Source organism: Bradyrhizobium sp. 31Argb (assembly GCF_043638955.1).
GTDB lineage: Bacteria > Pseudomonadota > Alphaproteobacteria > Rhizobiales > Xanthobacteraceae > Bradyrhizobium.
In genome coordinates this window covers 1-12,234 of sequence record NZ_JBEGDB010000244.1, presented here as the reverse complement: position 1 = coordinate 12,234, position 12,234 = coordinate 1, and the positions used below count along the sequence as shown (strand labels likewise).

At 63.1% G+C, this 12,234-nt stretch carries 17 protein-coding genes; 7 read left to right on the top strand and 10 right to left on the bottom strand.

All coding sequences use genetic code 11. The features are described 5' to 3' along the window. Positions 1–159: 159 nt before the first annotated feature. From pgeF to AAFX91_RS32255, 4 genes are read right to left on the bottom strand one after another with little or no spacing between them, the layout of a single operon-like run. Positions 160–927 (bottom strand): peptidoglycan editing factor PgeF, encoded by a 768-nt coding sequence (pgeF, locus tag AAFX91_RS32270; protein WP_394569273.1) that lies wholly within the window; start codon positions 925–927, stop codon positions 160–162. Beyond that, the gene (locus AAFX91_RS32265; protein WP_130583259.1) at positions 924–2,045 is read right to left on the bottom strand and encodes a class I SAM-dependent methyltransferase; all 1,122 of its coding nucleotides are present in this window, start codon (positions 2,043–2,045) and stop codon (positions 924–926) included. The genes pgeF and AAFX91_RS32265 overlap by 4 nt, the downstream gene beginning before the upstream one ends. Before the next feature lie 8 nt (positions 2,046–2,053). Further along, positions 2,054–2,896 (bottom strand): prolipoprotein diacylglyceryl transferase, encoded by an 843-nt coding sequence (lgt, locus tag AAFX91_RS32260; protein WP_130583258.1) that lies wholly within the window; start codon positions 2,894–2,896, stop codon positions 2,054–2,056. A gap of 11 nt (positions 2,897–2,907) precedes the next feature. Beyond that, the gene (locus AAFX91_RS32255) at positions 2,908–3,642 is read right to left on the bottom strand and encodes a dienelactone hydrolase family protein (RefSeq protein ID WP_130583257.1); all 735 of its coding nucleotides are present in this window, start codon (positions 3,640–3,642) and stop codon (positions 2,908–2,910) included. Between the two features lie 162 nt (positions 3,643–3,804). Between AAFX91_RS32255 and AAFX91_RS32250 the strand changes: the two genes are divergently transcribed. The 4 genes from AAFX91_RS32250 (at position 3,805) to ychF (ending at position 6,802) form a co-directional block, all read left to right on the top strand. Next, complete coding sequence (locus AAFX91_RS32250; protein WP_130583256.1) at positions 3,805–4,059, top strand: accessory factor UbiK family protein; 255 nt, start codon at positions 3,805–3,807, stop codon at positions 4,057–4,059. A 253-nt stretch (positions 4,060–4,312) separates the two neighbouring features. Further along, entirely contained in the window at positions 4,313–5,002 is a 690-nt protein-coding gene (locus tag AAFX91_RS32245; protein ID WP_394569272.1) for a 50S ribosomal protein L25/general stress protein Ctc, read from the top strand. A 27-nt stretch (positions 5,003–5,029) separates the two neighbouring features. Then, positions 5,030–5,635, top strand: a complete 606-nt coding sequence (gene pth / locus AAFX91_RS32240) for an aminoacyl-tRNA hydrolase (protein ID WP_130583357.1) — start codon at positions 5,030–5,032, stop codon at positions 5,633–5,635. Between the two features lie 69 nt (positions 5,636–5,704). Then, entirely contained in the window at positions 5,705–6,802 is a 1,098-nt protein-coding gene (gene ychF / locus AAFX91_RS32235) for a redox-regulated ATPase YchF (protein ID WP_130583356.1), read from the top strand. A gap of 144 nt (positions 6,803–6,946) precedes the next feature. Here the strand turns inward: ychF and AAFX91_RS32230 are convergent, their stop codons facing one another. Continuing rightward, entirely contained in the window at positions 6,947–7,240 is a 294-nt protein-coding gene (locus tag AAFX91_RS32230) for a DUF4282 domain-containing protein (protein WP_027581135.1), read from the bottom strand. Positions 7,241–7,444: 204 nt separating this feature from the next. On the opposite strand from AAFX91_RS32230, the gene AAFX91_RS32225 reads away from it, so the two are divergent. The 3 genes from AAFX91_RS32225 (at position 7,445) to AAFX91_RS32215 (ending at position 8,673) form a co-directional block, all read left to right on the top strand. Beyond that, complete coding sequence (locus AAFX91_RS32225; protein ID WP_394569271.1) at positions 7,445–7,906, top strand: MaoC family dehydratase; 462 nt, start codon at positions 7,445–7,447, stop codon at positions 7,904–7,906. A gap of 5 nt (positions 7,907–7,911) precedes the next feature. After that, entirely contained in the window at positions 7,912–8,391 is a 480-nt protein-coding gene (locus AAFX91_RS32220; protein ID WP_394569270.1) for a MaoC family dehydratase, read from the top strand. Between the two features lie 138 nt (positions 8,392–8,529). Next, the gene (locus AAFX91_RS32215) at positions 8,530–8,673 is read left to right on the top strand and encodes a hypothetical protein (RefSeq protein ID WP_165421484.1); all 144 of its coding nucleotides are present in this window, start codon (positions 8,530–8,532) and stop codon (positions 8,671–8,673) included. Positions 8,674–8,726: 53 nt separating this feature from the next. Here AAFX91_RS32215 and AAFX91_RS32210 read toward each other — a convergent pair whose 3' ends face one another. The 5 genes from AAFX91_RS32210 to AAFX91_RS32190 all read right to left on the bottom strand — a co-directional run bounded on the left by AAFX91_RS32210 (position 8,727) and on the right by AAFX91_RS32190 (position 11,873). Next, positions 8,727–8,864: a hypothetical protein gene (locus tag AAFX91_RS32210; RefSeq protein ID WP_165435628.1), complete on the bottom strand. Its 138-nt coding sequence runs from the start codon at positions 8,862–8,864 to the stop codon at positions 8,727–8,729. Positions 8,865–9,106: 242 nt separating this feature from the next. Continuing rightward, on the bottom strand, positions 9,107–9,526 hold the full coding sequence (locus AAFX91_RS32205; protein ID WP_130583352.1) for a hypothetical protein: 420 nt from the start codon (positions 9,524–9,526) through the stop codon (positions 9,107–9,109). Positions 9,527–9,678: 152 nt separating this feature from the next. Further along, a complete protein-coding gene (locus AAFX91_RS32200; RefSeq protein ID WP_394569269.1) occupies positions 9,679–10,635 on the bottom strand; it encodes a hypothetical protein in 957 nt (318 codons plus the stop codon). Positions 10,636–10,969: 334 nt separating this feature from the next. Continuing rightward, on the bottom strand, positions 10,970–11,410 hold the full coding sequence (locus AAFX91_RS32195; protein WP_394569268.1) for a nuclear transport factor 2 family protein: 441 nt from the start codon (positions 11,408–11,410) through the stop codon (positions 10,970–10,972). 196 nt (positions 11,411–11,606) lie between these two features. Further along, positions 11,607–11,873 (bottom strand): hypothetical protein, encoded by a 267-nt coding sequence (locus AAFX91_RS32190; RefSeq protein WP_394569267.1) that lies wholly within the window; start codon positions 11,871–11,873, stop codon positions 11,607–11,609. Positions 11,874–12,234: the final 361 nt, after the last annotated feature.

Here is a 12,234-nt window from a genome sequence, read left to right as displayed (position 1 = left end):
ACTTTGGCGTAGAGCTCACCAGGCCGCCGCCCAGCGCGCGCACTTCAAAACAAAAAGACAACTGTAATGCTAGGGCGGCGAGGCCCCGGCGCCGGTTCGATAGATTCCAGGCGCTGATCGAAATTTTCTTTGAAGTTTAAGTACTTCCGCCGGAAGCGGTTATTTTTCCAGGGCGATGGCGTGAACGTGGCGGCCATAATCGCCCTCTTTCCGATGCACCGAGCGGCGGTAGCTATAGAAGCGTTCGTCGGAATAGGTGTCGATACCGATGTCGGCGATCATCAGGATACCGGCATTCTCCAGCCGCATCCGGATGTAACCGCCGAGGTCGAACATCGCGTGTCCTTCGCGTTCGCCGGGCAGGAAGAAGAGGGCGTTGTCCGCGTCAGCCTCCAGAAGCCGCGCGACGAATTCGGGCCCCACTTCATAGGAGTGTTGGCGGATCAAAGGCCCGATCGCGGCGACGATGCCGCTGCGGTCGGCGCCGAGCCTTTCCATCGCCTCGACGGTCGATTCCAGCACGCCAGTCAGCGCGCCCTTCCAGCCGGCATGCGCCGCGCCGATCACGCGCGCATTGGGATCGACGAACAGGATCGGCCCGCAATCGGCCGCGGTAACGCCGATCGCAAGGTTCTCGGTGCGGGTGACGATGGCGTCGGCTTTCGGCCGCGCATCGCTCGCCCACGGCGTGGTGGCGACCACGACATCGGGGGAATGCACCTGATAGAGCGTCAGCAGGCGGTCGGGTCCGACCCCCAAGCGCTCCGCCATGCGCCGGCGGTTTTCCGCGACATTATCGGCAGCGTCATTGGAGCCGATGCCGCCATTGAGGCCGGCGTAAATGCCCTCGGATACGCCGCCTTCGCGCGAGAAAAAGGCATGGCGGAGGCCGGGAATGGCTGAGAGCAGCGGGGAGGCCAGGGTCATGAACGTTCCGCGTCGTTTGGATGATCGCTCAGGCCCGCGATCGAGGTGAGCTCCGGGTGGGAGATCGCCATTGCCTTGAACATCGAGCCCATGCCGCCGCGGCCGCTGTCGGTCAATCGTTTCAGTGCGCCGGCGATCTCGTCCGCGATTTCGGGCGTGGCCTTCGCCATCAATCCCGCGGCCCGCGCCTCGATGCCGAGCCGCTTTAGGAATTCACCCTGCGTCACCGGGCCGTGGACGCGTGCGCCGACGTCTTCGGCGGCGCGTGCCAGCGCCTGGAAATCCACATGGGCGGTGACATCGGCCTGGCCTGGGTCCTTCAGCGGATCGGAGAAGCTGTGGCGGGCGATGGCCTGGAAGGTATCGCCGGCGTCGCTGCGCATGTGGCCATAGTCGATGATCAGCGCCGCGCCGTCCTGGTCGCGCACGCGGCGGGCGAGCTTCATGATCTCGGTGTCGGGCCGCCATTCGAACACCGCACCTAAAGGAGCCGCGCGCACCAGCGGCGGCAGCAGCACGTCGAAGCGCGGCATCGGCTCGGGCGCGGTGCCGAAGGCGAGCTTGCCATTGCTGTCGAGCTGGATCACGCGCTCGTGCCAGCCGATCTCGCGCCTCACCACCTGGTGGATCGGCAGTACGTCGAAATATTCGTTGGCGAGGATCACCGCCGGGCCCTCGGGCACGTCGTCGATGCTCTCGTGCCAGGTGATGTCGCGGACATTGCCCAAGGTTGCGCGCTGCTTCTCGCGCAGCACCGGATTGATCTCGACCAGATGGACGCTGAGCGACTGATAGAGCGGCGGCAGCACCCGCAGCGCCCGCAGCGCGTCCGCCATCATGGTGCCGCGGCCGGGGCCAATCTCGACCAGCCGCAGCAATTCCGGCGAACCGATCGCGCGCCAGATCGACGCCGACCACAGGCCCAGCAGCTCGCCAAACATCTGGCTGACCTCGGGCGCGGTGGTGAAATCGCCCTCGCGGCCCAGCGGGTCGCGCGACACGTAATAGCCGTGCTCCGGATGCATCAGGCACAATTCCATGTAGCGCCAGACCGGCATCGGGCCGGATGATTTGATCAGCTTCCTGATCTCGGACAGCAGCGGCGAAACTTCGGTCACATCCAGCCTTAAATCGAACTCGGTAGCGGCTGTGGCGCCCTGCGGCGCCAAGCCATCACAACCATGATAATGCCGACAATGACCATCGGCACCGACAACAGCATTCCCATGGTTAACCCGCCCCACAGGAAGCCGAGCTGCGGATCGGGCTCGCGGAAGTGTTCGCCGATGATGCGGGCGATGCCGTAGATCAAGATGAAGCTGCCGAGCACGAGGCCGGGCCGCTTCAAGGCGCCCATCCGGATCATCACCGCCAGGATCGTGAACAGGAGGATGCCCTCGAGCCCGGCTTCATAGAGCTGGCTCGGATGCCGGGGCACCGGGCCCCCAGTGGGAAACACCATCGCCCAGGGCAGGCTCGGATCGGCGGGCCGGCCCCACAATTCGCTGTTGATGAAATTGGCGAGCCGGCCGAGGAACAAACCGATTGGCGCGACCGCAGTGGTCATGTCGCCGAGCGACAGGATCGGGACGCTGTTCCGGCGCGCAAACCACATCACTGCGACGACGCAGCCGAGGAAGCCGCCATGGAACGACATGCCGCCCTTCCACAGTTCGAAGATCTCGGCGGGGTGCTGAATGAAGAACGGCAGGTTGTAGAACAGCACGTAGCCGGTGCGGCCGCCGACGATGATGCCGAGCGTGACCCAGAGGATGAAGTCGTCCATCTGGGTGAGCGTGATCGGCGCGGGGCCGCCCCACAATTTCTCGTTCTTGATCATCTGCCGCGCGTAGATCCAGCCGATCACGATGCCGCAGATGTAAGCGAGCGCGTACCAGCGGATCGCGATCGGTCCGATCGAGATGGCGATCGGGTCGAACACGGGGAAATCGATCAAGAGGAAGGGCATCGCGCCTCAGGCTATGCAGACAGATTGCGGCGATAGAGCGCCAGCAGGCGCTCCCAGTGCCGCTCGGCGGCGTCGCGGTGATAGACCGGGCGCTTCGGGAAGGCAAAACCGTGATGGGTGGCGGGATAGATCTCGACCTCGTTGCTCGATCCCTTCATGCCGGCCTGCACTTTTTCGATGGTCTCCATCGGCGCGTAGATGTCGGTCTCGGCGCAGGCGAAATAGAGCTCGGCCTTGGTCTTCTCGGCCGCCAGATGCGGACTGTCGGGCTGATCGGTCGCCAGATGCGTGCCGTAGACCGAGGCGGCGGCTTTCACGCGATCGGGGAAATGCGTCGCCGCGTTGATCGCATAGCGCCCGCTCATGCAATAGCCGACGGTGCCGACGATGCGCGTATTCGCGGCGGCCTCGCCCTCTGCATAGGCGAGCAGGGCCTTGGTGTCTTCCATCACCACGGGAATGTTGATCGACTGCATCAATTCGAACATGCGCTTGCGTTCGGGCGATTCCGGGTCGGGATTGATCGGCCCGAGCTCCATGACGCCGGCGCGGTAATAGAGGTTCGGCAGCATCACATAGTAGCCGGACGTACCGAGCCGGCGCGCCATGTCGCGCAGCTCTTCGCGGATCGCCGGCGCATCCATGTAGAAGATGATCACCGGAAACGGGCCGCCGCGCTCGGGATGGGTGATGAAAGTGGTGATCTTGCCGTCTTTGGTCGGAATATCGATCTGCTGGTCGATCATGGGCGTTTCTCGGTTAGCGATTCTCTATTCCTAAGCGTTGAGTACGATTGCAAGGAAACCGGAGCATGACAAGGCAAGCGGCATCATGGGTCATTTGCGGCCTTGAACCACGCGCCTTTGATTGCCATTGTCTTGATCGCCTTAGGGAGTGCGGAGAGCCAGATGACCCAGACCACGAACCGGTTTTTTGACGAGATCGGCCGCCTCATGAACGATGCCGCCGGCGCCGCCCAGGGCGTCAAGCGCGAAGTCGACTCGGTCATGCGCAACCAGGCCGAACGCGTCCTGCGCGACCTCGATGTCGTCCGGCGCGAGGAGTTCGAGGCGGTGAAGGACATGGCCCGCCTGGCGCGCGAGGAGAACGAGGCGCTGAAGGCGCGGATCGCAGCGCTGGAGGCCAAGCTCGGAGGGACCTGATCTCACGTAGCCCGGGTGGAGCGCAGCGCAACCCGGGACCGTTGTCCCCGCGGTGAGTTTTCCCGGATTGCGCTGCGCTCCACCCGGGCTACGGGCCGCCCTTCGAGGCCGCCCATTTTCCTTGTCATTTCGGCCCTTTGGGGCTAAAAGCCCGCCACGTCCGCAGCCCCCGCACCCCTGGAGGCTTGCTGCGGTGCGCGAAACGGGGCCGCGATGCGGCCTTTAACTTTTTGCAAAACAAGGACTTAGACTGATGGCGACCGTCAAGGAATTGAAGGCGACCGCACGTCCGAAGAGCGGCAAGGGGGCCGCCCGGGCTGAGCGTCGCGCCGGGAAAGTTCCCGGAGTGATCTATGGTGACAACAAGCCCCCGCTGACCATCTCGGTCGACGACCGCGAGCTGCGCCAGCGCATCCTCGCAGGCCGGTTCCTGACGACGCTGTTCGACATCGATCTCGACGGCAAGAAGCACCGCGTGATTCCGCGCGACTATCACCTCGACCCGGTGAAGGACTTCCCGCTTCATGTCGACTTCATGCGGCTCGGCGAAGGCGCGACCATCCGCGTCAGCGTGCCGCTGCATGTCATCAACGCGGAAACGGCGCCCGGCGTGAAGCGCGGCGGAACCGTCAACATCGTCACCCACACGATCGACCTCGAATGCTCGGTCGAGAACATTCCGCAGTACATCGACGCCGATGTCGGCGCACTGGAAATCAGCTACTCGCTGCATCTGTCCGACATCAAGCTGCCGAAGGGCGTGAAGGCGCTGTCGCGCGAGGACGCCACGCTGGTGACCATCGTGCCGCCGTCCGGCTACGCCGAGGAGCAGAAGGCGGCGGCAGGTGCGGCCCCGGCGGCAGGCGCTGCCGCTCCGGCTGCAGGTGCGGCTGCTCCGGCAGCGGGTGCCAAGGCACCGGCCGGTGGCGACAAGAAGAAGTGATAGCGCGCCAGCGCGGGATGCCGCGTCATGCGACTCTTTGTTGGCCTCGGTAATCCCGGCGCGAAATACGCTGATAACCGGCACAACATCGGATTCATGGCCGTCGATGAGATTGCGCGGCGTCATGGTTTCGCACCATGGCGCCGCCGCTTTCAGGGCGAGACATCCGAAGGCCTGCTCGGCCGTGAGAAGGTGGTGCTGCTGAAGCCGACCACCTACATGAACGAGTCCGGGCGCGCGGTGCAGGAAGCGCAGAATTTCTTCAAGCTTCCGGCCGGCGACATCACCGTGTTCCAGGACGAGCTCGAGCTGCCGGCGGCAAAGGTGCGGGTCAAGGTCGGCGGCGGCATCGCCGGGCATAATGGCTTGCGCTCGATCTCCGCGCATATCGGCAACGACTATCGCCGGGTCCGGCTCGGGATCGGTCATCCCGGGATCAAGGAACTCGTGCACAGTCACGTGCTGTCGGATTTCGCCAAGAGCGACCGGCCGTGGGTCGAGGCGCTCTGCGAGGCAGTCGCCGACAATGCCGGCCTGCTGGCGGCGGGACAGGATTCGTCGTTCCAGAACAAGGTGCATCTGACGCTGCAGGCGAAGGGCTTTTTCGACAGCAAGGAAGAGGGCGGAAAGTAACGCTCGTCATCGAGGGCGACCTCAGTCAATTCAGCCGCTGCACATTCGCGCGGGAGATCGGAAAGTACGATGGGATTCAAATGCGGGATCGTCGGGTTGCCCAATGTCGGCAAGTCGACGCTGTTCAATGCGCTGACGGAGACGGCCGCAGCGCAAGCGGCCAACTATCCGTTCTGCACTATCGAGCCGAACGTCGGCGAGGTCGCCGTCCCCGATCCGCGGCTCGACAAGCTCGCGGCTGTGGCAAAGTCGGCGCAGATCATTCCGACCCGGCTGACCTTCGTCGATATCGCCGGCCTGGTCCGCGGCGCCTCCAAGGGCGAAGGGCTCGGCAACCAGTTCCTCGCCAACATCCGTGAGGTCGATGCGATCGCGCATGTGGTGCGCTGCTTCGAGGATTCCGACATCACGCATGTCGAGGGCAAGATCGCGCCGCTGGCTGACATCGAGACCATCGAAACCGAATTGATGCTCGCCGATCTCGACAGCCTCGAGAAGCGCGTCGACAATCTCACCAAGAAGGCCAAGGGCAACGACAAGGACGCCAAGGAACAGCTCGATCTCGTCAACCGCGCGCTGGTGCTGTTGCGTGAGGGGCGGCCCGCGCGTGCGCTCGAGCGCAAGCCGGAAGAGGAGCGCTCCTTCCGCATGCTCGGGCTTCTGAGTTCCAAGCCGGTGCTCTATGTCTGCAATGTCGAGGAGAGCTCGGCGAAGGACGGCAACAGCTTCTCGAAACAGGTGTTCGGGCAGGCGAAGAAAGAGGGCGCGGTCGCCGTCGTGATCTCCGCCAAGATCGAATCCGAGATCGCGACGCTGTCACGCGAGGAGCGCGCCGAGTTCCTGGACACGCTCGGGCTCGAGGAAGCCGGCCTGGATCGCCTGATCCGCGCCGGCTACGAGCTGCTCCATCTCATCACCTATTTCACGGTGGGTCCAAAGGAGGCGCGCGCCTGGACCATCGACCGCGGCACCAAGGCACCACAGGCGGCCGGCGTGATCCATACCGATTTCGAGAAGGGCTTCATCCGCGCCGAGACCATCGCCTATGACGACTACGTCGCGCTCGGCGGCGAAGCCGGCGCCCGCGATGCCGGCAAGCTGCGTCTGGAAGGCAAGGACTACGTCGTCGCCGACGGCGACGTGATGCATTTCAGGTTTAATACGTAATCACCACCTTTCGCTGTCATTGCGAGGAGCGCAGCGACGAAGCAATCCACCTCTCCGCAAGCGGCGATATGGATTGCTTCGCGGAGCCTGTCATCGGGCGGCGCTTTGCGCCGACCCGGTGGCTCGCAATGACGGTGGAAATTCCTACCGCATTCCGCCCTGGTCGCGGATCGCGCCGAGATGCTCGTTGATGCGGAACACGATCAGGATGAATTCGGCGGCGATGCGCGAGAGCACGATGCCGACCACGATGCTGGTGAGCGAGGCAAGCAGCAGGATGAAGCCGCCGAACGGGCTGATCGCCATTGCGGCCAGGCTCCAGAGGATTCCGTAAATGCCGAACAGCACGATCACGCCGATGACCAGCCAGTAGAACGTCTTGATGATCGTGGGGGTGATGAAGCGGTCCCACTGAAACAGGTCTTGAAAATCGAACATCGGTGGATTCTCCCGGCCAATCGATCTTGAGTCGCGCCGAAGCAGGGCTAGCTCCGAACCTCTGTCCGGGCAAGTCGGGGAGCGGTACGCAAGGACGGTGCTCCCCCGCTATGGTGGTCCCCCTTGACAGCAAGCTGTGCGGGCGGGTTGAGATTGCCGCAAATAACGGCCACAATCAGGCCCCTCTCTCCTGAAATCCCCAGCATGACCACACTTACTTTCGAAGACTTCAAGATAGGCCATTTCGGCACCTTCGGCCCGCGCCACGTCACCCGCGAGGAGATCCTGGCTTTTGCCGCCGAGTTCGATCCACAGCCGATGCATCTCGACGAAGAAGCGGCGAAACGATCGATGCTCAAGGGCCTGTCCGGCTCGGGCTGGCATCTCGGCTCGCTCACGATGCGGATGCTGGCCGACGGCTTTATCTGCCGCACGGCGTCGTTCGGCTCGCCCGGCGTCAATGAGATGCGCTGGCTGTCGCCGCTGCGCCCCGGCGACGATTTGACGCTGGATGTCGATGTGGTCGAGGCGCGGGTTTCGCGCAGCCGGCCTTCGACCGGCATCGTGACCTTCAAATGCACGGTGCGCAACGCGGCCGGCGTGGTGTTGTGCGAGATGGAGTCGCCGATCATCATCGGCCGGCGAGCCGAAGCGGTGGCGGGGTAGCATCGATGCGCTTCTTTGAGGATATCGATATCGGCGCGCGGCGCGAGCTCGGCTCGTTCACCTTCGCCGCCGAGGACATCAAGCGCTTCGCGGCTCAGTTCGATCCGCAGCGCTTTCATCTCGACGAGGAGGAAGGACGCAAGTCGCTGTTCGGCGGACTGGCAGCGTCGGGCTGGCACGTCGCCTCCGTCTGCATGAAGCTCCTGGTTGCCGACGGCAAGCGTCTGGCGCAGGAGACGGCCGCGCGCGGGGAAGAGGTCGCCGTGTGGGGACCTTCGCCCGGTTTTCGTGAGCTGCGCTGGATCAAGCCGGTCTTGGCCGGCGACACCATCAGCTATGCCAATGTGGTCGAGACCAAGCGCACCTCCGAGAAGCGTCCCGAATGGGGCATCCTGCAGGGCCGCAACACCGGCACCAACCAGCACGGCGAAGTCGTGTTTTCGTTCCTCGCCACCGCCTTCGTTCCGCGCCGGAAGGCAGGCTGAAACGCGGCCTGCGTGGTTACGGGAACCTTCTAGCTCTTTAACCGTATTCGACGAATTCCGGATACGATCTATTTGCTAACCCATTTTGAACTTTCTGCCGGCCATATCAGACCCAGGGTAAGCACCGTGGGGACGACTATGGCAGATCGTGTCGGACTGAAAGTTCTGGGCGCAATTTTCGCGACCGTCACGGTTGCGGTGATGCTGACCACCGGCATGGTGGTGAAGGGCTATGCCGACGGCGCCTTCACGCTCGAGGGCAGCGCGATCGTCCGGCGCTGATCTTCAGCTTCTGCTAACCATAGCAGCCTAGCCATCGGGCCGTTGCGAAGGCGTCAGCGGCTCCAGATCAACACCATCACCACGGTCGCCGCGATCAGCAATCCGACGAAGCGGAGCATGATGGTGCCGACACTGTGCGGCGACTGCCGCAGCGGAATGGGATCGGTGTTGTCGGGCCGAACGCTTTGCATCAGTGCTGTTTTCCCCAAGAAACGGCGTGCCAAAGCGGCTTCCGTAACGGCGTGATCCGCATCGAAACGATCACGCGCAAGTCAAGAAATCTTCACGCTCCGAGTTTGAGCATGATCTTTTCCCCATCATGCTCGGTCGCGTGCTGCGCTTTTATCTTTCAAATCATTTTAGTCAAATAGAAACCGCCGCATCCTCCGCACGGGCGATGCGGCGGTCATGAACTCCCAAGCAATCGCCGAGACTAGCTGTTGCGCAGCCCGTCGGCGGCGCGTTTCCACTGCGTGACGTTGTCGGCGATCATGCGAGTCGACTTCATCGCGGCCTGGCTGAGCTGGGCGTAGCCCGAAATCTCGCGCTGGACGCGCTGGCCTTCGGCGTGCAGGAGGTCGCGTAGGCTTTCGAGCTCGGAGATCAACTTCTCGATCTCTGCGAGCGACGTGCCGGCGACGCGCTGGATCAGCGAGTTGACATTGTTCACGGTGGCCTCGGTGTTCGGCTCGAGTGGTTCCGTGCTTGCCTGCGGCGACCGGCGCAGATAGGCGATATCGTTGCGCACGAAGTCGCGGATGCCGGCCTCGACGTCCGAGACGGCGGCGAGGTTGTTGTCGATTTCCGTCTCTGCTTCTTGTTCAACTTGCTCGGAACGATTGGTAGCGTTCATCGGCTATTCCTCTGTTACGCAATAACGCGAGCGCGGAAGTCCCCCACCGCACGATGTGAACGGTAACTATGGGCGCCCGATTTTGGCCGCATCTAGGCCAAGTTGCGGCAATGGTTCGATCATTCCTTAAGGGATTACGACCGCGGCCGGCCTCACCAGCTTCGCTTGAACCCGGCCGTCAGGCGCTTGTTGGCCGGCCCTTGCGCGCTTTCCCCGATCGAGCCGGAGATGGTGACGCCGCCGAACAGCTTCTGCTCGGCGCCGATCCGGTGCAGCCATCTGTCGTCGCCGGTCGTCAGCGTCTGGCCGGCGATGAAGCTGGTTCCGCTGTTATTGATGCTCAGCCTGGCCGATTGATCGGCCTCATAGCTCCGCGAGGGATGGCTGACGATGCCGGGCACCGGCACCATGCCCTGCTGGATCAGGTTGTAGCCGTTCTGCAGCGTCAGCGAATACTGGTCGGCGAGCGGCACCGACTTGCTGATCGAGGTCCCGAACCGGGTCTGGTCGGCGCCGGGATCGACGCGGGCCTCGACCGAGGTCTTGTCCCAGATCGAGGCAACGCCCGGCGCGGTGATCGCGGCCCAGGCGGTGCCGGAGGATTGCGGCAGGCTGCCGCCATTGGCGAGCCGTTCCGACAGCAACTCCGAATTGGTCAGCGTGCCCTGGCGCGCGACCGTCATGTCGGCGCCGATCCGCGTGTCCCAGAACGGCGAGATCGATTGCTTGACCGAGACCGCGGACGTGCCGTTCGCGTTGTTGTTCGACGACCATGCGGCATCACTGCCGTCCGCCTTCTTCGGCGCGGCGGCCTTCTTCGGCGCCAGCACGTTGTCGGAGGGTGAAGCATCGGCGCTGAGCAGGCTCCAGTCGAGCTTGTCGACATCGATGTCCTTCATCACGTCGGCGTCATTTGCCTCGGGCTCGGGCTCGGCCTCCTCAGCGGCCGGCGTCGCTTCGTGGATACCGCCCCAAGGGGAAATTTGAGGGGAAATTTGAGCGGAGATTTGCGGCGACGTCTGCGCCGCTGCCGGCAGCACCACCGCGATGCCGAAGCCCGCAGCCAGTACCGGCAACCACGCCCAGCCAGATCGTTGTTTGGAAGTCATTCCCGCAGCCCGCATTCCAGGCAGAATAATACGTACACAGTGGCGCAAATTTGTGACGACGACGTTGTTGTCGGCGCGACAGCATGTAGCACGGATCGGATCGTCATGGCCGGGCACAAGAGCGTGAAAAAGCGTTCAGCTAGTGTCCCGGCCATCCACGCCTTCCCGGGGCTGGCGAAGGAAGGCATTTGGATACCCGGGAAGCGCCCGGGTACGACGAAACTGGAATGGATGACGCACAAGGCGCTAGATTCTTATCTTGACGCGTTTTCTTCACGCGAACCGGTGTCCACCCTCGGATCAAGTCCGAGGGCATGCTTCGCTCGAAAACGCTCTATTGCGCCGCTGCGATTCGCGGCAGGTGGATCGGATAGCCGACGGTCTGCTCGACCAGATCGAAGCTGTCGACCAGGACGCGCAAGCGGGTCAGCAGGCCGCCGCGGAATTGCGCGAAATGCGCGATCCGCACCGCGATCGGCTTATGCGAATCCTGCGCGGTCAGCGAATAGCGCATCATCGATGCCGCGGAATCGACTCCGAGCATGATGGACTCGCGCTCGAAGCGGCGGACGCGGAAGTTCTCGGCGATCTGCCTGATCACCTCGAGCGCGGCGGGCTTGCCGCGACGTGCACCGAAGAAGGAAAACAGGTCGATCGGTCCATAGATCGCCCATTCGACGTCCTCGTCGAGCAGGGCGGCAATATCCGCGAATTGGCGTTCGTTGATCGCGCGGTGAAACGCGCGCGAAAAACGCCAGAGACTATGCTCTGTCATTCATCGTCTTTCCGAATCTGGATTGCAAAACAGCAACGGCAGATGGGCGTCCGCACCGACGCCGCGCCAGATTGCTGCACTTCAAATTTCACCGTCTGAAATAGAGCGGCCGTGCGAGAACGCAATTGTTATTTTTGCATTGCACAAATGCAGACTTTTTTGCGGGATTTTGCCTGAATCCGCCGTCCGTGGCCCATCAGCGGTCGCGACGGGCTACATGCTCGTGCTCGATTGCGACCTCGGCATCGCGGATCGCGAGCACGGCGAACAGCGACGCGCCGCCAATGCCGCCGATCACAGCGCCCATCGGCATGAAGCTGAAGAACACCAGCGCGCCGCTATCGCCTTCAAAATTCGAGGTTTTGAAGATTCCGATCCAGGCAAGCCCGGCACTGATGCCGAGCGCGGCGCCGCCCAGCGCCCCGAATGCCAGACCTAAGATCGCCAGCAACGCGATTTTCATGATGTTTTGTCAGCCCCGTCGTCCGCAGCATCCCGCGTAGTTGGTCACGCAAGCGCCGGCGAGGTTCAACCTCGCGGGGAATTAAAGGGGAGTGTCGTTCTGTCGTTCGCGGACGTGTCACGGCAGGGCAAGTCGCTTTGCCCACACGTACAGCACTCGCTGCTTGCGACGTTACTCGGCGCTCTCGCATCTCACTCCAGTGTCGTCCCGTCGAAAGACGGGACCCATAACCACAGGGAACTGTTGTGGCGCGAGCAAGCGGTTGCAGCGGAGCACACCACAAAATCCTGTGGTTGATGGGGTGGACGGCCCCCTACGGCATCAGTTGTGCCAGAATGAGGTTGTCGAAATCTCAAACGAG